We start from the raw sequence: 23695 nt of genomic DNA, 5'->3' as shown, positions 1-23695 counted from the left end.
ACCGCGAAGACGCGAAGATTATGAGAATAAAAGGAGAAGTATCCCTTCGTGTTCTTTGTATCTGCGTTAGCAGCTTCGCACCTTCGCGTTTAATCGGCTTTACCCCTACAATCTTTTTACTTAAATTTCATTTTACGCTGGTTTAGCTTTTGCAATAGGCCTGGGCGGCCGCCGGGGATGACAATCTCTCGCATGATCTCATCGATAGACAATCCTAATGATTGACCCGCCATCATTTCATCATTTGACATTGGACTAATTTTTTCCGTATAACAAGCAACGATCAGTCCAATGAATGCACCTACAAAAGGTACAGCGATCCATGGTAAATAAGGAATTCCGCTTCTCCCTAGGACAAATATACTGGTTAATAATACAGCGCCGATTACCATACCATAGATTCGTTCAGCACCCGTAAAAATAGCTGCTGCTGAACGCAGTAACCCGCGCCAGCCTTTGACTGGTTGTCTTTTATTGATTCTGCTGCAACGGATAACCGTCATAATGGCTGTATGATCCAGGGCCAAAAAGAGTATCGTGACAATAATTGCGGTCATTCCAGACAGAACCGCTCTCACTTCATTTAATACACTGTACAGCTCACCACGTGCATTAGGTTCAATAATCCCAAGATCAGTAGAATATAAAGACACATTCTGATGACCTACCTGCGTATATACAATAGGTGCTACTGCATCTGTGCTGATATTGCTGGTGGTGAGGATTTGAATCCGTTCTCCTGGAATCGCTTGTCCAGCAATAAACTTATCTAACACAGATATGGAACGAGTAATTTCTTCATCCTTAAGGTTCGGCACAGAAACTGCCAGATATTGCAATTGCCCACTCACTAGAGGTGTATCCAGCTGTCCAAGCTGATTTAAGCGGGTATTGATGCTATTCATATTTTTCTTAGTACCATCCACGTCAAATGCACGTAAGGTTCCAATGGTATTGTTTCCATTGGCTACAATATTGTCAATCGATCCTTTAGCCTGACGCGCATCAGCAGCAACGGTATCCAATGCTGCTAATCCTGATTTTAAAGTACTTAAGTTTCTCTGAGAGGCAACTAGATTGTCCACTGTCCCACCAACGCTGCTATCTACTAGTTTTACCACCTGTAAGGTATTAATCAGCCCTCCCATCGATCTGGAAGAACTATCGATCTGATTTTGTACAGATGTAGTATCAATATTGGCAAGACCGCTGGTAGCTGTTTGAATGGTCGTACCTGCTGCTTTCAAACTCGTTAGGGTTTGCTCCATGGCAGTAATGCTATTGCTGTAATTGTCCAGGGTAAGGGTTGCAATTTTGTTTAAGTTTTGACTATCCTGAGCAAATCCTGGAATCTGATCTACAATCTTGGTAGTTTCAGTTAACGCTGTCCCCAGCTGCTGTCTTGGATTCTGATACGCAGCTGTACCAACATAATCACTAATTACACCATTGGTTACCCGATATCCTTGATTATTCGTAAGAAGAGCCGCATCTCCTTGGGTAATCGTCCCTTCCCCTTTGCCATCCGTGTGGACAGCTGTAATTTGCACCATTACATTTCCTTTATCTACAGGGCTGCCAAGGGTCAAGTCCGGGCCAGTACCTGCAAATGCAATGGTATCTCCTTTTACTAACTTTCCACTTCCATTTGGCGTGATCGTCACTTGAGAAGCATAGGCTACTAAAAATCGCTTTAGCTCCATCATCGTACTAACCATATAGGTCATATCATCATTTTTTCCGTCAATGGATACATTTTTAGCGTATTCCAGCTTCAATTGACTTTTCATAGCCTCTCCGATAGACTCCCCCATGCGAATCGGATTTTGGGGTTCGCTGCCTACAGGGAAGCTGATTTCAATTACTTGGTATTGTTTTAAAACTTTTTTAATTTCCTCTGTTACCATACTGGATTTATCAAGAGATGATAACACCACACCAATGGATGAACCATCATGGAAAGCGAAGCGTACACCGTCAATTTGGGTGATAACATCCATCATCATGTTTCTTGCACCTTCGGGCACACCGCGAATCGTCAGTCTTGGTTCTGTTAGAACACCAACTCCTGCACCACCTGGGATACCACCAAAGGTCTTTCCTAATTCTTCATAGGTTTGCTTGGTTCTATATTCTTCAGGTATAGCAATAAAGAAAGAAGTTTTACCTGTAATCGTTGGTCCTTCTTTCATTCTTGCTCCCGGAAAAACTTCTTCAATAATTTTTTGAATATGGGTTGCAGTATCTTCTTTCATTTCCTCCCGGGATTGAATGAGAATATCATATTCACCATAGTCACCTACTAAACTCGCTAAAGTTTTGGAAAAATAGGAATTAGCTGCCATAGATATAGAAGTAGCAAGCAGCGAACCAATCACGATACTAATTACCACGAGGGTGATGACATCATAATAAAATGAATCCTTTCTTAGATTCATGATTTTTCTTTTGGCTGGACTAGTAGACATGACTTATTCACCCCTTCCCTTCAAGGGTTAATTATATCACGTATATCAAAAAAACTAAATACGTATATACTATTTTGCAATAATGTATATACTGGAAGTGAAAAAAAGAGCCGCTTTTTGAACCGCAAAGGCGTAGAGAGTACGGAGAGAAAAAAAACGTTTTGAACCGCGAAGACGCGAAGTATGCAAAGATCACGAAGTGACCATAATGTTTCTTCGTGTTCTTGGTATTTCTTCGCATCTTCGCGGTTCAACGTGCTTTTACCCAAACAAGCCACACACAAAAAAAGCAGTTTCGCTTGCTCGCAATGACGGATTATAAAAAAACTTTGCTATGTTTCTGGTGACACGGATGTCAATTAACAGGAACGAAGCAAAGTTTACTTTTTTGTATTTATTTACTTATTTTCGGTGTGCTTTTCCACCGATTGTGCAGCCAGAACCATTCATGGGAAATGTTTCTCACATGCTGTTCAATAATGTTTGTCAATTTTTGTGTCATGAGAAGAAGGTCTTCTTCCCGGTTATTTGTTTTTTCTACCCACTCGGGAGGATGTAATATTACTTTATGAGTGCCGTCTGGGTTTGCCGTAATGAATGCCGGAATAATGGGAGCGCCTTTCATGCGGGCTAAGGCTGCAGCCCCAGAAGGTGTTGAAGCTAAACGCCCAAAAAATTCAACAGGAACACCATCACTATGAGCATCCTGATCCATTAAGAGACCAATAATCTGTCCTTTTTCCAGCATTCTAACCATTTCACGCACACCGGTTTTATAAGTTACATGCATACCGGCTTTCGTACGATTCTCATTTATAAACTTATCCATATCTCCATTGGTCTGCTTTTGTACCACGGCTACCAAAGGAAAACCATACATCGCTAAGGAAGCCCCGAGCATCTCCCAGTTTCCGCTGTGAGCAGTCGCCAATACTGCGCCTTTTCCATGTGACAGGGCCTCTGTCAAATATTCAGGATGATCAATCGCTACATATTGCTTAATGTTATCTTTATTAATCGTAGGTATACGCAGAACTTCCATAAACATCTTACCAAATCGTGTCGTACTTTGTTTTGCAATCTGATACGCCTGTTTTCGCTCAAGAGATAAACTGCACATAATGTTTTCAATTGCCATGCGTTTTCGTTTACGCGGCACTAATACCCAGCACACTTCTCCTAGTGCATTTCCAATATTTTGCCATACAGCCCGAGGCAGCATACTGATAATACTACTCATCATTTTCACAAATTTATATAGCATGTATGCTCCTCCTCACCAGACTTTTCCCAACAAAGATTAATAGGTATAACTCACACCAACATATCCGTCATGATCACGCCAGCCTGCATCCAGTTTAAGCCCTGGTATAATGGCCATACGCGCGCCATAATTCATATGCTTACCATCATATTCAGCAATCAATGTTGTCGCGGGGAAAACATTATTACCTGTTACGACGCTAATAGGATTAAGAGTTTTTTCAATACCGGCAAACACGCCGTCAAATCGTCCATTACCTGCGCCTACATGCATCCGAAACCCAAAAGGCAGTGCCTTGCTTGCTACAGCGTATGCCGAACGCTCACGAGTATTGGCTATGTCTTCTATTCCCACCGCTAACCCTGGGTTCATTACACTTTCTGATAGGATACTAAACTTGGCATTTACATAATTTTCATTATCCTGATCATCATAACGAAATCCTGCCACACCAATTTCTAACTTAGGCAATATATTCGTATTAAATATACCTACACCACCATCTTTTAGGTGATAATAACCTAAGGAAAATTCACCTTCCCGCAGTACATCTGAAGATGGATTGTTAATTAAACCGGTAGATCCATTCACAGATGGTGCTGCAAAAACAGGTGCAGATGCTAATACTAATGCACAACTAATTCCAAATAAAACTTTTTTCACGAGGATCCTCCTTAAGATCAATTACTTTTCGTCCAATATTCCTATATTCTTCATAACGGTCTACAATCCTGCCAAAACTGCTTAGGTAATAATTGCCCTTTAAGAGGGGTGGCATAATAAAAAAATAAAATATTTTGAATCGCGAAGGCACGAAGAAATGCGAAGAACACGAAGGAGTGAAGGGATATCTCATACTCTTCGTGTTCTTCGCGTCTTCGCGGTTCATTATGCTTTTCATAACACTATAAACTTTTTACTAGTATTTCTTATCCTTTGTTTTCCATAGCGGCTAAGCGCTTTTCTAGGTCTTTGACTTTCTTTAGTAAATCAGGGACTTTATTGGAACTGGCTTCTCCTCGCAGCCATTCCTTGTGAGGTCTGGCTGGAAATCCGGAATAGAAGGAACCAGCGGGTACATTACCAATCACTCCCGCTTTAGCTGCAAAGACGGAATTATCGCCAATCGTTATATGACCAGCGCAGCCTGCTTGTCCGGCAAAGGTAACGTTATTGCCAATTTTGACACTGCCCGCAATACCTGCCTGTGCCACAAAGAAACAATTTTCACCGACGACAACATTATGAGCCAAATGCACCAAATTATCAATTTTAGTCCCTTGCTTAACAACTGTACTGCCTGTAGTCGCCCGGTCAATTGTCGTATTTGCTCCTATTTCTACATCATCTTCAATGATCACATTGCCTATTTGAGGAACTTTTTGATGACGGCCGCCTACTGTAACGAAACCAAAACCATCACTGCCAACTACCGCACCGCTGTGAAGTATGGATCGACTGCCAATATGACAACGCTCCCGCACTGTCACATTCGGATATAGGATGCAGTCACTGCCAAGGACAGCTTCTTTCCCTATGTAAGTATGGGGATAAAGGATTGTATGATTCCCGATTTTTACATGATCATCAATTACTGCATAGGCCATAATCGCCACATTTTCACCAAGAGTAACATTCTTTCCCAGCACAGCCGTAGGATGAACACCAGGTTCAATCATGACTTTAGGCGCATATACTTTTAGTAATTCTGTAAATGCTGCTCTTGGATTTTCCACCTGAATGGCAGGCTTACTAAATTCTGTGGCAGTCATAGGAATAATAACGGCAGCGGCACTAGACCGTGCCGCCTTCTCTAAATGAGGCGGTACAGCAAAGGAAATATCTGCTGTACCTGCATCTTCCAGATTCGTTACACCCGTTATTTCAATGTCACCATCACCTAGTAACACACCATTTACCAAGTCAGCAATTTCTCTTAATGTCTTCTTCAATGAGAAATCCTCCTGAATTGCTATCAATATCCTATTGTAGCTTATTAATCACATCATCTGTAATATCGGTGCCGCCTTGGGCTACACCATTCTTATATAAAATCACACCTAATTTTTTCTCTTTAGCAATACCATCTAAGGTTTCTTTAATGCTGCTGTCAATTTGTCCTTCCATCTCTTGCTTCACTTTCATGAACTCTGCATAAAGTGTCTCTTGTTTCTTTTGAAAATCAGCTGCACTTAGGGATGCTTTATCTTTTTCCAATTGATCACTCAGTTCTTTGCCTTTGACATTCAATTGTTCCTGAAATTGTTTTACCTTAGGACTTTCTGTCATTACCTTATTTACATCAATTACACCCACATTACCGCTTGAATTACAACCGCCTAAAAGAGCAGCTGTAAATACTAATAAGAACAATAATGCTAATTTTCTTCCTTGTTTCATTGTAAGTCCTCCCATTCCTTTGCTTCAAATTTTTTGCGAAATCAATACTGTCTCAAGAAATACTTTACTATTTCGGTGAAACAGTATTATTATATACAACTTTACTATTTATTACACTCTGCAATAACAGCAGCGGTTATATCCACACCACTCACATTCACAGTCACATTAGTCAACACCGCTTCCAGACCTGACTCAATTGCAACTTTACCTGTTTTATCGTTGACATCTTGAATGATCCAATCCTGCAATGCTTTTAGTTCCTGCTGCTTCATCATTGCCTGCTGCTGACCATTGCCAGACTCTTGTGCCGTATTCCCCGGCAGGGAGAAGGTTTGCATATTCCGTTTTACGATTTCTTCTTGCTTAGCAGCAGCTTTTTGAGAAATTTCTTGGTTAACCTGCTTACTATAAGCTTCTAATTCCTGCTGTGCAGCAGCCTTATCAGGAGCCATTTTTTCTGTCATTTGCACATTCAGCTGTTTTTGCTTCTCAGCGATTTTTTCGGCACGCTGGGTTTGCAATGTTTCTAATTGTTCTTGCAGTGAAGCAGCTTCTTCCTTCGTTAGCTGCACGGTTTTTAATTTAAGCTGTAAATTAAAAATTTGTGGTTGATATTCTTTATCAATTTCATCGGTATAAACTTTAAATTCATCTGACAGAGTCTGATGAATGCTATTTTCTTTTGCTGCAAGCCTCGTGTTGATTTCTTGTTCCTTTAAGGACATCTTTTCCGTAAATTCTTGTTGAAAAGCCTTGTTTAACTCCGCCAAATCTCCTTGGGATGTTTCTGGCAGACTCAACGTTTTCTGGGCGCTTTGCGCCATAGCAGCCTGCTGGGCCTGAGCCTGAGCCGAGATGCTTCTTACTTCTTGTTCTAAAGCCAGCACTTCTTTATATTTAGGATGTGACTGTACGGCCTTTTTCATATCAACAATACCTACTAGGGGCTGAGGTTCCTTAGCGTCTTGCACTTTTTTGGTACTACATCCGGCAACAAGCATCATTAAAGCCAGTATCATGATAAGAAACTTATAATTTGACACCCCATCACCCTCTTTCTAATAAAGGGCCGAGCTGGTGAAACCTGCTCGGCCATACTGCATTTTTTAATTACTTGCCACTAATTTTTTTGCCAACTTCAGCCGTAATGTCCTGGCCGCCATAAACGACATTGCCTTTATCCATAACTACCGATAATCCTTTAGCATCTGCAACTGCTTTGATAGCCGCATCTACCTTTTCAAATACTGGATTAATTAACTCTTGTTCTTTTAAGGTCAAGCGCTGTTGAACTTGTGCATAGTAATCTTGCTTTTCTTTGTCGTTCATTGTCGCTGATTTTTCTTCAAAGTCTTTTTTTGCCTGTTCTACTTCAGCCTGCATTGTTTGCTGTGCTTTCTCCATATCTGGATGCTGTGAGATTAACAGCTGATGATTCACGACACCAATTTTAGAGGAATTATTGGACTCCGCTGCATAGGATGTACTACTTTGTGATACAGCCAAACCAACTATACCTAACAGAAACATCACTGCTATTGCTAGGGATACAAATTTCACTTGCTTCTTTTGTAATTTCAGCATAAAAAACCTTCTCTCTGCCTATTGGCATCAAATTTTACCTCTTTATTATAACAGGGTATATCCACATATTCAAGATATTGCTGTGAAAAGGCATTCCTAAATTTTACAAATGACCAACCAGTCGCAGCCATTGTTCATCTTTTGTAATAATGTATTCGGCACTCAAGAAATCATGAAGTTTATAGCGAAGTCCTAGTTCATTATTACGATTTTGGGGATTTCTCTCCAGCCGCATTGTCCAGCTTGGGCTGAGTTCTTTGCTTAGCCACAGCATATTCTCTGAGCTTGATGTATTATATTTGATTCCCGCTATCATGCTGGAACCAATTTTATGCCCCCACCCAGGCACAAACTCCCAGGAAACAGAACTGGGAATAAAATTCACTTCCAAAAAGACTTCGTCCCGTTTACTGATAATCTTTCCGGCATGTAATCTGGCAGAAGCATTGTCTTCCTCACGCCCCATATCCAAGTAAGCTTCCAGAGTGATGTTATATTTATCGGTTTCCACATCCAGCGCAATTTCAGTATCTGCTCCGGCATTGAGCAGAGGAGTTGCTGTAATTCCATATTTTTTTGTTAAAGGTTGTTCTGCAATCAGCTTATCGGTAAAATAGTCACGGTGTCTTTCCACAAAAGCTACAGGCAGACCAATAAGGATCTTACTGGTCTCATTCATTGTCGGACGCACTGCGGCTAACACGACATTTGGAATGGTGGTAGAACGAAGTGACACATGAACATCCTGCACAGTCGTCCCCAATGGTGATAAGGAGAGCTTTACTAATGTGCGTTCCCCTGGAATGATATCGATATTAGCGTGAAATTCAGGCAGCTGATTTGCCAATAATTCACGTATTGCGACTTTCGATAATCCTCCCGCCCAATCTACAGCATCAATGGGCAGTCCGATTAATACATCATTTAATTTTTCATCTACATTTCCCATATCTTTTTTTATCAGATTTACGATATCCGGGGAAAGAGTACCAAAGTCATATGCTATAGCTACCTCATGCACCACGTCTCCCCAGGGAGCGATCTCGATAGTAAGCGCAGTGCTGGGGCCAGGTCTAATATCGACGGACTGGACAGAATATCCTACTAATACGCGATCAAATATTTCCTTGATCAGTTTTTCATAGGAAATCTGATTGTCTTGTACTTCATTCACCTTACGTCCTGCAATCATTTGCTCGCCTACGGTACTCACGCTAGCCGTCATGCGTTTTGCAATTTTAGAAGGAGGCATCTGACTGGAAACAATGGTCACATCGATTTTTTCCACTATGTCATCAGAAGCATAAACCACTCCTGACAGCAATAGTAAACTAAGCAATGCGCTTATAAAAATGAGACGGAAACAGTATAGAGGAATAACAATGCACCTCCCGGCGAAAATGCTCCATATCCTGTAAGTAAGACTTTTGCCGCATTATATAGATATCAGAGTCAGGTCAATGACCTGACTCTGATAAACCTCGGATTAGAATTGTCCGCCAAAGCTAAAGTGGCTTCTGCCGCCTTGACTGCCTTGCGCATAATCAAGACGAATCGGACCGATTGGTGTAGAAACACGAATCCCCACACCCACACTAGCCTCTAGGTCATTCAGCTTGTATCCTTCGCCTGACCATGCTTTACCAATATCAGTAAAGGCTACGCCCTCTACTTTTTTGGCAATTGGGAAGCGATATTCCGCTGTAGCGGCCAGCATTTTATTACCTTTGAACTGATCATCACGGTAACCACGCAGCGAGTCAGAGCCACCTACGGCAAAACGTTGGCTGTCTGGCATCTTGCCATCTGCATAACCGACAGTTCCCCGTAATGCTACGATTTGTGCATGACCTACCTTCAGATAGTTCCTTGTTTCAGCAGTGTATTTATTAAAATTAAAATCGCCGCCTAAAGCTTTTCCGGCAAATTCCGCTGTTAAAGCCACGCGATTTCCTTCTGTAGGACTAAATACATTATCCCGAGAATCATATACCCGCATTAAGCTAATGCTGCGGGTTGTACCAAAATTATTCTCAAGATAATTTCTGTCAATATAGTCTTGATCGGTTTCATAATTATCTCCCGATACCCATTCAACATACTGATCTTTTCGCTGTTTTAACGTGACATAATTTTGCACATATTCACCTTGCGGACGACCAAGAGTAAGATCAAACCCTTTACGTCTTTTATCGTAGGAAGCCGTCTCATGACCATCGTCATCATAGTCAGTATACTCATTGGTCATGTCATAAAAACTAAAACCAAGTGAAGTCTGCTTGTCATCCAGCCACGGGCGAGTATAACTCACTTCATAGTTCTTGTTGCTGGCGCTGCCGCCAAACTCCCAATGAAGCTTCACTTTATCTCCCGTACCACGGAAGTTGTCATCACCAAGTTCAATAATCCCAATCATACCATCATTTTTACTGTAGCCGCCCCCTATGGAGAACCTGCCTGTCTTTTGTTCCACAACTGTGGTTTCAAGAACAATGGCATTGGGCTCTTTGCCTGGGTTCAGTTTCATATTTACATCTTCAAAGTAGCCTAGGTTGTACACTTTTTGCATACTGCGTTTTGCATCTTTTACGTTAAATGGCTGATTTGGCTTTAATTTCATTTCACGAGTAATAACATGGGTCTGTGTCTTTTCATTGCCTTTTACTTCGATGCCTTCCAGCATACCTTCGTTAATAGTAATTGTCAGTACACCGCCGGTTCCCATTGCAACATCGCTTACTTTGGTCAAGATATAACCCTGATCATGATAATACTCTTCAATGGATCGTACATTTTCATTTAACGCCTTGGAATTTAAAATACTGCCTGTTTTAACTGTCAGCATACTGCTTAGCTTATCAGATGATACCTTGGTATTGCCTTTTATAATAATTTCCTGCAATACTGGATTTTCCATCACGGTATAGACTACTTGTACCCCTTCAGGAACTTCATTGAAGTTGGATACTACATCAAAAAAAGTACCCAATTCATAGATAGCTTGCATATCTTGTTTCACTTTATCCGCTGTCAGCGCTTCACCCGGCTTCAACTTCACTGCTTCCATGATCGTCGCTTCTGGTACGGTTGTATTGCCAGTGACAGTTATAGAAGTCACAGTTTTACCTGTAGGATCAGCAGCATAGGCTGGAGCTGAAACAGAAAATATAAGGCTGATACTAAAGATAGCTGCAAGCAGTATATGCTTATAGTTTTTTTGAATTTTCATGCATTACCTCCTTTTGTCTTACTGGCCGCGTAATGTTTTTCCGGCGGCCCGCACCAATTTCTGCATTTCATCAGGCGAGATGGCCGCCGCCGGTTCCACCTGCTGAGAAGATTCAGCTTTTTTTTCCTGACTCATTGGATTTGGTGCAGCAACACGTTGTACTGGCGGAGCAGCTTCTGTTATTACGACTACTTTCTTTACCTCTGTAGAGACAGCTGGCAATTGTCCACCATTACTGCTGCTTTGTATCTGGGATTCCACTGGCACACTTACTTTTTGCACCAGGGGAACAGGTACAACGATATCTGGCTTAGACGTCCACCAATAGACTCCCCCTAATCCTGCTGCCATTACTACAGCGCAGGTCAAAGCGACTCCATGACGAACCATCGTATATTTGTGACGCCAATGTTTAGAGCGGCTGACTTCTTTTACATGCTGAAGTTCAGCTTGGGCTAACATTAGATCAAGCTCACCGCGAATATCTCGCTCTTTGTCAAAAGCTTCCTCTGCCCTCGTCAACCACTTTTTTGCAGAAGACAAATGCTGGTATACATTTTTTCTAAAATGAGCCATATACAACACCCCTATTATAAACAATATATACAATCCTGAAAAGAGGCCAGATTATGGTCATTGATTTCCTTTGAAAAATCTTTGTTTTTTAGCGATTAATCGTGTTTTCTATTACAATGCGTGCTATATGTGCCTTTTTTCTCGCTTTTTTACGGTTACCAGTGCTGCATAAATTTGGAAAGCATGCCGCGAATACGTCTGATGCCCTGCTTTTGTAATTTATAGATATGAGATATGCTCAGATCTAAGTTTTCCGCCAATTGTTTTGGTTCACAATCTTCCAAGAATACTCCGCTTAACACTGCTTGTTCGTTATGAGGTAAGCGATCCATGGCATTTTTAACCTGGGCCACAAGATAGTTATGCTCTGCCTGGCTGGAGACGCCTGCCGTCCCATCGACTAACAAATCTCTTAAGGTAATGTCTTCCCCAGCTGATAAAGGACTATCCATAGAGGCAACACCAAACTTTCCCTCTTTTTCCATATAATTGAGAATACGTCCTCGTATTCGTTGGGAAGCATATAGGCTAAAAGCCACGCCTCTTTGATGATCAAATTTCTCTACCGCCTCAATCAGTCCCACTGTCCCTTCTTGAATCATATCCATAATCACCGTTTCATTCAGGCGCCAGCCAGTAGCGATCTTAAATACTAAGGGTTGATAGTGTTCAATAATCTTGCTGCGGCAGTCCATGTCATCATATTCTTTATACTGGAGCCACAAGGCTTCTTCTTCTTCCCGTGACAGCATGTGTATTTTTTTAAGTTCTTTTACATATTGACTTAATATCATGTGGATCATCCTTCTTCTTAAAACCTATATCTAGCCTCTGCGCCAATCCATGTCTCTTTTTCATCATCGATAGAGCCCGTTAAACTAATATTTCGATTTAAGCTATAACGAAATGATACTTCATTTTTACTATGATCAACACCCATAACATAGCTTATTAGTAATCGATCTGTCAAATATTTACTCATTTCCAGATTGTACACTTCTTTATTGACTGTAGAGCCCTCATCGTTTTTGTTGTTATTCTTTTTCACAATACTAGAACTAGTATCCCGAACAAAACGGAATTCATCCAACCCCAAGGCACTGCGGACATTTCCTTCTATTTCACTAATAAAACGCATTTGCAGGCCAGCATCAAGGGCCGCCATGAGTTCGTCTCTTCCAAGCCCTGTATCCCCGTCGTTTTGCTTTTCAAAATAACGGCTGCGCAGCGTCAGAAGGGATAGAATCTCCTGCTGACTCATGGCTGGTTCTGACGTTAATTTAAATTCCATTTCCCCCATAGGACCATTGACATTTAAATATACCACCGTTTGCTGCAGAGTTGCTTTAGCATTGAGTTTAATAATTGGTTCAAAGGAAGAAAACTGCCGAAATTCCACACTTCCTTCTTCCACCTTAAATTGCGTTCTAAGATAACTCACGGTGCCGCGAATCGCCACAATACGCCCTGAAACATCCGGCTGCGCAATACTGCCGCCTACTTTTACTCTGCCAACAGCTAACATGTCATATAGGTACGGATTGTATAAGCGTACTTTCTTCCCGACTTGTATATCAACGTCTAAATCCATGTCTAGATTGGATGGTTCCATATCAGGAAGGGAAGGAATGTCGATGATATTATTTTCAAAAAGCAATTTACCTGTTAATTTTGGTCGCACATTACCTTGGCTAATGGTCAAATTCCCATCAACAGCACCGGTAAAATATTTGCTGCGAATCATAGGCTTATCCAAAATTAAAGACAGGTTATAATCCGTCAAACTCAATCCATCTAATTTCGCAGTACCTGTTGCACGGTAAGAACCATTTCCCATATACCCATCAAATTGCTTTACATTAATTGTATCACCTTCAAAGGCAATAGCAACCCCCACTTTTTGGATGGGGTCTTTTAAAGCTGCCAGCTTCAGCGTACCATTGTTAACAGTAATCATCCCCTTAAGGACTGGCTGCTCTAAGGTACCAGCTATGGTAATTTCACCTTGTGTCGCTCCCTCTGCCCATGCAACCTGTTTTGTCAACAATGGCAAAATACTTAAATTTGCTTTGTCTAGTTTCACATTCAGATTCATTTGCTCTGCAGCATTTGCCTGCCGTCTGCCTTCGGAGCTAAGGGCAGCTACAGGAATAATACCATAGGCACTGGCTTGATAAGGACCTTTTTTCAGTAAGACTTGATCCACATGTATCACATTCTTATCCAGGATCAATAATCCATATAAGGAATCAACGGTTGTATCACCGATTCCTCCGTTAACAAGCTCCAAGGATAAAGCGGTATGAGGATTATCCGACACCCCTGAAACTTGAGCGGCAAAATCCAGTTTGCCTGTAGGCTGAATGGAAGTATCAAAGAAGGAGGCAACTAAGCCGGCATCTATGCCTCTGCCGCCTACTTCCAGGCTCAAAGGTCCGTTGGTATTTAAATCCGCTCTCCCTCGCGCCAGCATGACTCCTGTGCCTTGTTTAACCGAAAACTCAGAAATGGTCAGAACGTTATTTTCTAATGCAGCATCCACGACGATGGACTCTACTGGATATTTTTTCACACTGCCTGCTTTTAAATCCCCAATCAGCCGCACATTGGGTTTACCAAGAGTTCCACTTATTATTATCCGGCCATTTAATGTTCCCATAATTTCTTTGTGCCCCACCTTACTGGCTGCCAGTATGGGCTGCAATTCTCCATTTTCTACAGTCAACGTGCCATAAATTTCATTTGTTCCTTGGTCAAGACCGCCAAAAAAAGTAAATTTTCCTTTTCCTTGAGCAAAAGAAAGGACGGGAATCTCAATCTCATCACCTGTGACAGCAATGGTTCCGGTTACACCTGTAACCTCCTGCTCATTAAGGCTGAGAGCAGCCGCAGATAGCTGCCCCTTAAAAATGGGGACTGAGGGAGTACCTGTCAGCTTACCTATAAAGTTGGCCTTGCCTGCAGCGCTAAAATCACTATTGTTCCTATTTAATTGTTCTAAATCAATATCTTGGGCTGTAACATCAAAATCCAAATCATTATTGGGTGAGATCGTGCCTGAAAGCTGCAATTGAGTACCGAGGGACTGGATAACAAAATCATGGATGGTGGTTATGCCTTGTTCTCTTTTATAAGAGCCAGCTGCTTTGGCCAATAGCTGACCACGGAAACTGCCATCTGTCAAAGTAACCGTACCCGCTATCGTAGGATTCTCCAAAGAACCTGTAATGACCATATTGTTGTCTACATTTCCTGTTAGATTCTCCCCGGGCACTAATAATGGTACTAATGTTTCTGCTCTGGCCCGCTCAGAAATAATGGACATACTCAGTTCATGCCCACCAGATAATCCAATCCTTCCCTGGGCTTTGTGCCTGGTTACACCATGAATCATTTCAGCATCCTGCAGTGTTATTTGCTGCGGTGTTATATGAATCCTACCTGCTGCCTGGGTAAAAGGCTGATATAAAATTTCTCCATTGAATGCCATAAAATCAGCGGTTATTTCAGGAGCGGATAAGGTTCCATGAACGTTACCATTAAATTGACCGACGCCGGCAGTCTTGCCTTCTATACCTTTGCCTAACAGGTCTAATGGTATACCTTGACCATATATCTGCAAGGCAAGCTCTTGTTCTTTCACCGTGCCCTGAGCCGTTACCATGCCTTGACCGATCCCAATATTCAAATAGTCTACGGCAGCATTTCCTTTATGGTAATAAAATCCACTGGTCACAAAGGTAAAGGGAATATTGCTAAATTCACCAGGTCCCATGGACACGGTTCCTTGAATTTCAGCCCCCGCTAAATCTCCCGTCCCCTTTATCGCCACAGCAGCATCGATATAGCCGCTCATATCCGGCACTAACTCAGGGAACTTTTGAATATTAAGATGCTGACCATTAAGGGAAAGTTGATAACTGCCTATCTCATGCTGGAATTGCCCGGAAGCAGAAATATGTCCTTCAAAGACATCTGCTTCCAATTGCTGAATTGTAATTGTCTTATTTACCAGATTGATTTTGGTCTGTACATTGGCTGCCTGGTAACCAGCTATTTCTCCTGCCGGCATCTGGATTTCCCCTGTGACAACAGGATTTGAGATAACCCCCGTAATACCAGCCTTAAATGCCGTTATACCTTTAACAGGAATATCATAGTTTGTTGCGCTGGGATCAAAAGCAGCAGATGCCACCGCTAGATCCACAATCAGCTCACTAGCATCCGTATCTACGCTGCCCCGTACATCAATAGGCTGTTCAAATACTTTTCCTGCCACAAACATATATATCTTCTTATTGGTAAAAGCAATACCTCCATCAATTTGACGTAAAGGAATCTCATCAAGATTGATATCGGTTTTTTCCAGACGCGCTTCACCAGCCCACTCCATAGCCCCTTTTTCATAGGCAATGGTTGCTTCGATCTGCTTGGCGCTGCCTCCCACTAACTGAATCGATCCGTCTTCTGGCACTAACATCTGAAAGTCAGCTAACATGAGTTGATCTGCATGCAAAGTGAGAGTGCTGCGCCCCTTACTATGAATCGTCCCCTTTGCTTTCACGGCTGCACCATTGTACAATCCTTCCAGATCCATCTTTATTCTAGGAGCATTGGCAAGATCTAAATTTCCATTTACTTCTTCCAAAGTCCATTGAGAATGGTAGGCATTCACAACAGCTCTGCCATTCACTACTTTTACTTTAGCAGATAAAGATGACTCAGATGCATCATCTTTAATAACGATATCTTGAATATTCCACTGCCCATTATCTCGCTGTGCCAGCCAAAGAGTAGGTTCCTCTACCCTTAGCTCGGAAATGGATTTTACCACATTCCAACCAGTCAAAATACTCCAAGGACTATAGGAAACAATAATCTTGTCACTTGCAGCCAGAATTTCTGACTGTTTATCATAAATAGCCACATTATGTATGGTGACTTGATTATAAGAGGTAACCTCAATGTCCCCTACAGTGACTAAACTTCCCAGTACATTAGCCAATTCTATGCTTAACGCATTTTGTGCCCCCGTCATAACCGTTTGGCTTTTAGTCAGCCAGTAGGCACTGCCAATTAAAAGGATCATACATACTGCTAATACTGCAATGACTCTTTCTTTCATTCTTAGCCTCCTGATTCCACCTCATAAGGCGTTCATAACAGCATATACTTCTACATGGCACTGCCAGCTTCCTCTATCTTTTAGCTGAAATTATTTTAACCTTGATACAGTAATTTATTCCAATGGTATAATGATGGTTACGAAAAACGCTGCACATTCTTCTAAAAATAAAACCTGAACTACGAAAACACGAAGAATAAGTCGAATAAGGTAACTAAAACATATAAACGAATTGAACCACAAAGACGCAAAGGACACAAGGGGGGTATATTTTCTGATGCCTACCAAAAAGAGCTGGGATATTCCCAGCTCTTTTTATATTCTATTATTGTACAGTTTCTATAGGTACTCCCATAGCTTTTGTCAGATTCGCTTTACTTGTATTGAAATCATACATTGCTTGAATGTAGTTATTCTTCGCTTGGGTTAAGGCTACTTGTGCATCGATTACATCTGTATTCGTTCCCACCCCAGCACTGTAGCGGACTTGAGCAATTTTGAAATCTTCTTCTGCCTGCTCTACTGTCACTTGAGAGGTACTAATCCGCTTTTCCGCTTCTATCATATTTAGGTACGCTTGACGTACTTCTAATTGAACTGCATCCTTCGTTTGTTTGGCTGTCTGCAATGATTTTTCTACCTCAGAGTTGGACTTTTTAATTTGAGCATTGGTTACGCCAGAATCAAAAGGAGTCCAGGTAGCAGTTAAACCAACTGACCAACCATTTTCATCCGTTCCTGGAAAATCATCATCAGCCCACCTTTGGCTGGCACTAGCAGCCACAGTAGGTAATTTACCAGCTTTTGCAATCTTGACGGATTGTTTTGCGATCTCTATATTGTGATCAGCTTGGATTGCTTCCGGACGATTGCCCATGGCATAATTAATACTATCCTCTAAGGATAAGTTATAAGGCTCATGAACCAGTTCATCTTTTATTTGTATTTCTGTATCTAATGGCAGCCCCATTACATTATTTAAATTGGAAACTGCTATTTCATAAGCATTTTGCGCCTTAGTTAGTATTTGCTGATTATTTGCCAGTTCTACTTGAGAACGTAGTACGTCAGATTTTGCTACGGTTCCTACATTATATTGCGCTTCTACATTTTTTAAGTGAGCTGCCATTTGATCTACGGATTCTTGGTCTACTTTTACGGTATTTCTCGTTTGCAGAATCGTAAAAAAGCCATTGGTAGCATCTAATTTTATTTGCTGTTTACTTTTCTCAACATCCAAATCAGCCACTTTTAAGCCAATCTTGGCTTTTTCTATGTTCCCCTCGACTTCTCCCCCGGTATATAGATTCATTCCCAAAGTAACAGAACTGTCAAATTGATTCCCAATACTTGCAGTGTCATTTACATATGTTTTCGAACGACCGTCAGAGTGTTCTAACTTCAATGTAGGTAATTTTCCACCTTTTGCTACACGTATATCATACTCGGCTCCCTGTCTATCTGCATCTGCTATCTTAATTGCAGGATTGTTCTGCAAAGCTCTTGCAATACTTTCTTCCAAAGATAACTCTATCGGTGCTGCGAATGCACTTACCGTGTTTAATATCAAAAATCCACCTGTCAGTGCTGCCATTAATTGTTTTTTCCAATGAGTTTGTTTCAACATGTAAAAAAATCCCCCTCAATTCATCAAAGAGCTGTGACTAGTTAGTCACGTATTATTATTCATTATTAATTATAGGACGAAGTCCAGTTATTGTCAATCAAAGATCACTGCGAATATGATTCGTTTTTTTAAAAATTTCTTCGTACGCCGAAATACGTCTGCTCATCCTGCTTATTAATCCCGTCACTCTGTCCTACAATAAATGTGTCTGGAGCGACTTGATATAACGAGCGTAATTTCACCCGTACATCTTGAGGATCATAGACATCCAATGATAATGACATCTGTTTGCCGATTTTGGTGTCTACTCCCACTCCTACTTTACTGTCAATTACGCCAGCTCTGCCGGCAAACTCTTCATTGCCTTTGCCAACCTGGAAATTTCCTTTGCTGCCGTCACCAATATGACTTACGCCAATAATAGCAAAATCCGTAGGTGAGGTATTAATTTTCAAATCCGCATTACTGCTATATTTTCCAGTATCCTGATTATATAATGTTTCAAATCCCACTTTCGTGTCAATGGAAGATACCTTTGTTAACATCTTGTTCGCTCTTTCACTTGCCATGCGAGCATTTTTTAATGTGTCTTTGATGTTTTGCGCAGTCTCAGGATCTGTTACTACTCCTTCTAAGGCTGCTGCCATTTTTTCTACACGGATGCTGGTATTTTTAATATTAACAAGGGTTTCCTGCAGATCTCTTGCCGTCTGCCCATCATTGTCTACTGCCTGCATCATGACTTCTGCTCTTGCCGCAGCTTCCCGCAAGCTGCGCGACATCGCACTTAAATTTTTTACTGTGACATCAATGTCACCATTTTCTTGTGTCATACGTGCAAGATTTCCCATCATGATATTCATATTAACCGTGATTTCCTGCGCATTCAAAATGGTATTTTTCATGGCAGCTTTGACTTTGTCATCCCCTACGATCTCATTTAGGGATTTTACTAAATCATGAACCTCTGCCAATACTCGATCTGATGAAGCAATGAGCTCATCCAAGCCTTGGATCTCTTCCCCTTTTACCTTGGCATTCGGTAATAAATAACTAGAGCTGCTATCTGTCGGGATAATATTAATGTATTTTTCTCCCATTAACCCATCAGCGCCAATGAGAAATTTTGCTCCTTCAGGGATCTTAACTCCCGGATCCATTAACATCGTCACTTGTACACCTTCTTGAGGCAAGACACGTACTTCTTTTATCCGTCCAACATCCACGCCGGCATATCGTACTATATTGCCTTCTTTAAGTCCATTTACCTGCCTAAATACAGCTTGCACCGGATACCCTTTATCGCCAAAGGTAAAGCCGCTCAAATGAATCATAATATATATCAATAACATACAGGCGATCAGGCTCATCGAACCGACTTTCGCTTCCGTACTTATATTCATCTCATTTCCGACCTCCTTCTTACATATGCACTAGGTGATTTTAGACCAAGAATGAATTGCTGTACCACAGGGTTTTCAGACTGCCTGATTTGTTCCACCGTACCCACCTCAATAATTCGTCCGCCGTGGATCATCGCAACACGATCAGCAATTTTAAAAGCACTGGACATATGGTGGGTAACTACTACAGAAGTGACACATAACACACGCTTGGCATTCATAATCAGCCGGTCAATGGTTCCTGACATAATTGGGTCTAAACCTGCTGTCGGTTCATCATATAACATAATTTCCGGTCTGATTGCAATGGCTCTGGCTAAGCTTACCCGTTTCTTCATGCCTCCTGATAACTCATTAGGCATTACGTCTTGCTGCCCCGCCAGTCCTACCATGCGAAGATTGCGAGCAACAATCCTCTGAATCTCAGCCTCGGTCATCGCAGTATGTTCCCGAAGTCCAAAGGCCACATTGTCTCCTACTGTCATGGAATCAAATAAGGCAGAGTACTGAAATACCATCCCCATGCCGATACGAACTTTGTTTAAATTATCCTCTGATAAATGAGATATTTCTTGTCCTTTAATCCAAACCTCTCCCTGAGTAGGCTTTAAAAGTCCTACCATTAAACGCAGCAGCGTACTTTTCCCCGAGCCGCTGGGACCGATTACGACTAAAGTCTCTCCTTTTTGCACTTCCAAATCAATGCCTTGCAATATATGTTTTCCATGAAAACTCATGCTAATATTTTCTAATTTTATCATTCACTCACCATCCTCTTACCGATACAGCACTAACGACAAAAAATAATTGCTAATAAAAATCAGAATAATCGAGCTAACTACGGATGCAGTTGTAGCCCGCCCCACGCCTTCAGCACCCTCACCTGTTGTTAAGCCTTTATAACAGCCGATAATCGCAATAATACCGCCAAAAAACATGGCCTTAACCAAACCGCCTATGATATCATTGACTACAGTAAAAAGTGTAATGGAATGGATATAGGTATAAGAGCTGATACCAGCATATAAGGTGGCTACCAAGTACCCGCCTACTGTACCAATAACATCAGCAAAGATGACTAATATGGGTACCATAATCACACAAGCTAATAACCTGGGTACTACTAAATATTTGATAGGATTAATCGCCATCACCCGCAGTGCATCAATTTGTTCTGTGACCTTCATAGAACCAATCTCTGCCGTAATAGCTGCTCCTACACGTCCTGCAACTACCACCCCTGTTAAAACAGGAGCCAGTTCCCGTGCCATAGCAATTGCCACAACGCCTCCCACAGACGATTGAGCACCATATTTAATAAATTCAGTGGCAGTCTGCAGTGTAATTACCATTCCTGTAAATAAAATCGTCAGCAATACGATCGGCAAAGAATCCACACCTAAATGCGCCATTTGATGCAGTACATGATTCATTCTAGGCTTTTCCCGCAAATGAAATAGAGTATTGCCTACCAGGATAATAATCCGACCGCTATTTTCCATCCAAAGAATCACTTGCCGTCCAATGCTTTCTACTATAGCTAGCAACATTATAATCCCTCACATTGACATTAAACTTTATATTACGATTATATTAAAAAATTGTCTTATTATGAAGTATTCCATAAAAAACGTAAGTTCCCTGCACCTAGTGAAGGGGAAATTGATGGAATAGTAAAACATGGATCGAAAAAGTAAAACACTTTGAAACGCGAAGACGCGAAGAATAAGAGTAATATCCCTTCGTGTTCTTCGTACTTCTTCGCAACCTTCGCGGTTCAAACGTTTTTTTGCATAACCTATATTCTATCTTCATAGGTAAAAAATAAAGAAGACTTCGATTGAGAGGAGGTTTGAGTCCCCTCTGCAATCAGAGTCTTCTTTATCTATTTTTTCACTGGGTCTTTTACCACGTTGACTACGACTTGTGTATCACCGTCAATAATATAATCTGTGGTAATGCTGTTTTTCACTTTTCCCTGCTTTTTCTTATCCTTAGCATTTATAGCTTTAATATCCGTTTTCAGAGAAACTGTATTTTCTACTATATCTTTCTCTTGTTTCTTGCTATTATTCTTATCTTTTCCTAATGCAGCATTACCGAATAGATTCTCCATTCCCATATCCAGAACTTCTACAACAATTTCATTGTTGCGGTCACGTTCCATAAATTCTTTAACCACATCAGCGAATTCCTGATTTTTTGGTTTTGGATTGCCAAGCAGCAGTAATCCTTCGTCCATCCCCTGATTCTTAGCTAGCAGCTGGATTAAAGGCACCATGCCGCCTCCACGCACTTCTAAGGTAAGAGGCCCTTCCGGCTGATCTTTAGGAACGGTAAAGGAAACGATGCGTTGAATCGGCTCGCCGCGGAAAGGCTTTATTTTTACGCCAATTTCAACATTTTCCCCAGGCTTTACACTAGGGGTTTTTGTCTGAGCTTCCACAATAGTAGCGGTACGACGCTCTTCACTAACAGAAACATGAACCTTAACATCCATCAGATTAACTGGATTGTATGGATTCCCCGTTAGCATTGTCATGGCTTCCAAAAACTCACCTACAGCCAATTCACCGATACTGGCAGGGCTGTAAAACATATTTTCTCGAGTAATAATCCCTCCGGGCATATTCTGACCAGAAATTTCAAAACTAACTTTAGCTGTTCCCGGTCCTACCCGGTCCATGGCCTTGTCAATGACATTGAACATGGTGGTAGCCGATAAAATGGATGAGAGCTGCTCATCTTTTACCACTTGCACTGCTGCATCCTGGGTTTGTCCAGTATCATTATCTTTCACGATGATGCGTATCGGAATAATCGTAGGATATCGGCTAAGATATCCAGCAATTCCTGCTCCTCGATCCTGGTTGATAACACCAACAGCTTCTCCCATTGTACCCACTTTAAATGAATTTTCTAAGCCATTAACAGTGGAAAACACGTAGGCATTGGTCATGAAGTAGCCAATATTCCCTTTCTTCAGAAAGGGGTGACCAAACGCCAAGACCTTATTATCTTCTACGTAAGTAACAGTACCCAAAGCCCCCACACTCACATCACCGCGAACTAACTCAAGACCTACAGCGCTCCCTGGTTCTAGAGGAGAAAACACAACATCTGAAGGAGCTTCCCCGACTTCTTGCGGTACTAAATTAAAAGGTTTAAGCTTGTCTTGCAGCATTGTTAAAGCGTGTTCACTAAAACCAGATACCATCAATGGTGTGGTCATTGGCTCAAAATCCGGTACTTCCTTCATAAACTGCATCGTATCATTATAATTGTCAGGCATATCCCATAATTTCAGCATATCCCCAATAGGAGTGACCATGCCAACTTTATGATCAGTCAATGACCAGCCATAGGCCACCGCTCCGACCAGCTTACCATCGATATAGACGGGACTGCCGCTCATTCCTTGGGCAATTCCTCCCGTTCGATCAATAACATCTCCAGAGGTTCGCACCAAAATCAAATCCCCTGATGGTCCCTTATTTTTCATAATCCCTAATACTTCTACTCCAAATTCTTCTAACTTGGTACCAGAAACTACTGTTTTGCCAATTCCCTGCATACCTACCTTTATATTCTCTACTGGCATGATCTCGGGTGCAGCCCATACTAAAGACATAGGCAGCATTAATAAAAAAATAAGCAGTGCCAGACGACACTGCCTGCATAGTTTTACCAAATATATCATCCTTTCTTTATTTACCGATTTCAATACGAGCAACTACATCACCAACAGCCACTGAAACTCCTGGTGAAACTAATACTGCTTTTACAACGCCATTGGCTGTGGCTCTCGATGCTGGTATAGCTCCCGTTATTGTGTCGATTTTCACCAAAACGTCACCTTCACGAACAGTATCCCCTGGTTTAACCAAGCCATTACTTGTAATGGTGCCAGCCAGAGATGCTTTTTGTTCTACAACACTATTTGCAGTAACTAATAAGCTGCCGACGATTAGCACAAAACCGATTACCAAAACTGCTATGCTTTTTCTATGAAGCAT

18 protein-coding genes are annotated in these 23695 nt (G+C 41.5%); all 18 read right to left on the bottom strand.

Features of this window, described 5'->3' with window-relative positions:
• Window positions 1–116: 116 nt before the first annotated feature.
• Window positions 117–2468: an FUSC family protein gene (locus FR7_RS03700; RefSeq protein ID WP_007952075.1), complete on the bottom strand. Its 2352-nt coding sequence runs from the start codon at window positions 2466–2468 to the stop codon at window positions 117–119.
• A gap of 394 nt (window positions 2469–2862) precedes the next feature.
• Window positions 2863–3732, bottom strand: coding sequence for a lysophospholipid acyltransferase family protein (locus FR7_RS03695; protein WP_007952073.1), 870 nt, complete (start codon window positions 3730–3732; stop codon window positions 2863–2865).
• A gap of 36 nt (window positions 3733–3768) precedes the next feature.
• Entirely contained in the window at window positions 3769–4395 is a 627-nt protein-coding gene (locus FR7_RS03690) for a YjbH domain-containing protein (RefSeq protein WP_007952071.1), read from the bottom strand.
• Between the two features lie 266 nt (window positions 4396–4661).
• A complete protein-coding gene (gene lpxD / locus FR7_RS03685; protein ID WP_007938992.1) occupies window positions 4662–5684 on the bottom strand; it encodes a UDP-3-O-(3-hydroxymyristoyl)glucosamine N-acyltransferase in 1023 nt (340 codons plus the stop codon).
• 31 nt (window positions 5685–5715) lie between these two features.
• Window positions 5716–6132: an OmpH/Skp family outer membrane protein gene (locus FR7_RS03680; RefSeq protein ID WP_007938991.1), complete on the bottom strand. Its 417-nt coding sequence runs from the start codon at window positions 6130–6132 to the stop codon at window positions 5716–5718.
• A gap of 104 nt (window positions 6133–6236) precedes the next feature.
• Window positions 6237–7178 carry a hypothetical protein gene (locus tag FR7_RS03675; protein ID WP_007952069.1) on the bottom strand — a complete coding sequence of 314 codons (942 nt, stop codon included), beginning with the start codon at window positions 7176–7178 and terminating at the stop codon, window positions 6237–6239.
• 67 nt (window positions 7179–7245) lie between these two features.
• Window positions 7246–7719: an OmpH/Skp family outer membrane protein gene (locus FR7_RS03670; RefSeq protein ID WP_007938988.1), complete on the bottom strand. Its 474-nt coding sequence runs from the start codon at window positions 7717–7719 to the stop codon at window positions 7246–7248.
• Window positions 7720–7822: 103 nt separating this feature from the next.
• A complete protein-coding gene (locus FR7_RS03665; protein WP_040543801.1) occupies window positions 7823–9031 on the bottom strand; it encodes a hypothetical protein in 1209 nt (402 codons plus the stop codon).
• 174 nt (window positions 9032–9205) lie between these two features.
• On the bottom strand, window positions 9206–10948 hold the full coding sequence (locus FR7_RS03660) for a BamA/OMP85 family outer membrane protein (RefSeq protein WP_007952065.1): 1743 nt from the start codon (window positions 10946–10948) through the stop codon (window positions 9206–9208).
• Window positions 10949–10966: 18 nt separating this feature from the next.
• Complete coding sequence (locus FR7_RS03655; protein ID WP_007938982.1) at window positions 10967–11524, bottom strand: hypothetical protein; 558 nt, start codon at window positions 11522–11524, stop codon at window positions 10967–10969.
• Window positions 11525–11679: 155 nt separating this feature from the next.
• Entirely contained in the window at window positions 11680–12318 is a 639-nt protein-coding gene (locus FR7_RS03650) for a sigma-70 family RNA polymerase sigma factor (RefSeq protein WP_007952063.1), read from the bottom strand.
• A 17-nt stretch (window positions 12319–12335) separates the two neighbouring features.
• Window positions 12336–16649 (bottom strand): translocation/assembly module TamB domain-containing protein, encoded by a 4314-nt coding sequence (locus FR7_RS03645; RefSeq protein ID WP_007952062.1) that lies wholly within the window; start codon window positions 16647–16649, stop codon window positions 12336–12338.
• 325 nt (window positions 16650–16974) lie between these two features.
• On the bottom strand, window positions 16975–18276 hold the full coding sequence (locus FR7_RS03640) for a TolC family protein (protein ID WP_007952061.1): 1302 nt from the start codon (window positions 18274–18276) through the stop codon (window positions 16975–16977).
• Between the two features lie 128 nt (window positions 18277–18404).
• Window positions 18405–19679, bottom strand: a complete 1275-nt coding sequence (locus FR7_RS03635) for an MlaD family protein (RefSeq protein WP_007952060.1) — start codon at window positions 19677–19679, stop codon at window positions 18405–18407.
• On the bottom strand, window positions 19676–20440 hold the full coding sequence (locus FR7_RS03630) for an ABC transporter ATP-binding protein (protein WP_007938976.1): 765 nt from the start codon (window positions 20438–20440) through the stop codon (window positions 19676–19678). Before FR7_RS03630 ends, FR7_RS03635 begins: the two co-directional genes overlap by 4 nt.
• A gap of 15 nt (window positions 20441–20455) precedes the next feature.
• A complete protein-coding gene (locus tag FR7_RS03625; RefSeq protein WP_007938975.1) occupies window positions 20456–21229 on the bottom strand; it encodes an MlaE family ABC transporter permease in 774 nt (257 codons plus the stop codon).
• A 335-nt stretch (window positions 21230–21564) separates the two neighbouring features.
• Entirely contained in the window at window positions 21565–23379 is a 1815-nt protein-coding gene (locus FR7_RS03620) for a SpoIVB peptidase S55 domain-containing protein (RefSeq protein WP_036667623.1), read from the bottom strand.
• Window positions 23380–23386: 7 nt separating this feature from the next.
• Complete coding sequence (locus FR7_RS03615; protein WP_007938973.1) at window positions 23387–23695, bottom strand: biotin/lipoyl-containing protein; 309 nt, start codon at window positions 23693–23695, stop codon at window positions 23387–23389.

The sequence above is a fragment of the Pelosinus fermentans DSM 17108 genome (assembly GCF_000271485.2).
Classification (GTDB): Bacteria; Bacillota; Negativicutes; order DSM-13327; family DSM-13327; genus Pelosinus; species Pelosinus fermentans.
Note: the sequence above shows the minus strand (reverse complement) of the source record. Positions and strands in the feature narration are given on the sequence as shown.

Excerpts from the sequence above, each read along its gene's own strand:
- FR7_RS03700 (WP_007952075.1), bottom strand. The coding sequence starts at position 2,468 with ATGTCTACTAGTCCAGCCAAAAGAAAAATCATGAATCTAAGAAAGGAT.
- FR7_RS03645 (WP_007952062.1), bottom strand. The coding sequence starts at position 16,649 with ATGAAAGAAAGAGTCATTGCAGTATTAGCAGTATGTATGATCCTTTTA.
- FR7_RS03615 (WP_007938973.1), bottom strand. The coding sequence starts at position 23,695 with ATGCTTCATAGAAAAAGCATAGCAGTTTTGGTAATCGGTTTTGTGCTA.
- FR7_RS03620 (WP_036667623.1), bottom strand. The coding sequence starts at position 23,379 with ATGATATATTTGGTAAAACTATGCAGGCAGTGTCGTCTGGCACTGCTT.
- FR7_RS03640 (WP_007952061.1), bottom strand. The coding sequence starts at position 18,276 with ATGTTGAAACAAACTCATTGGAAAAAACAATTAATGGCAGCACTGACA.
- FR7_RS03635 (WP_007952060.1), bottom strand. The coding sequence starts at position 19,679 with ATGAATATAAGTACGGAAGCGAAAGTCGGTTCGATGAGCCTGATCGCC.
- FR7_RS03625 (WP_007938975.1), bottom strand. The coding sequence starts at position 21,229 with ATGTTGCTAGCTATAGTAGAAAGCATTGGACGGCAAGTGATTCTTTGG.
- FR7_RS03660 (WP_007952065.1), bottom strand. The coding sequence starts at position 10,948 with ATGAAAATTCAAAAAAACTATAAGCATATACTGCTTGCAGCTATCTTT.
- FR7_RS03680 (WP_007938991.1), bottom strand. The coding sequence starts at position 6,132 with ATGAAACAAGGAAGAAAATTAGCATTATTGTTCTTATTAGTATTTACA.
- FR7_RS03655 (WP_007938982.1), bottom strand. The coding sequence starts at position 11,524 with ATGGCTCATTTTAGAAAAAATGTATACCAGCATTTGTCTTCTGCAAAA.
- FR7_RS03695 (WP_007952073.1), bottom strand. The coding sequence starts at position 3,732 with ATGCTATATAAATTTGTGAAAATGATGAGTAGTATTATCAGTATGCTG.
- FR7_RS03630 (WP_007938976.1), bottom strand. The coding sequence starts at position 20,440 with ATGATAAAATTAGAAAATATTAGCATGAGTTTTCATGGAAAACATATA.
- FR7_RS03650 (WP_007952063.1), bottom strand. The coding sequence starts at position 12,318 with ATGATATTAAGTCAATATGTAAAAGAACTTAAAAAAATACACATGCTG.
- FR7_RS03670 (WP_007938988.1), bottom strand. The coding sequence starts at position 7,719 with ATGCTGAAATTACAAAAGAAGCAAGTGAAATTTGTATCCCTAGCAATA.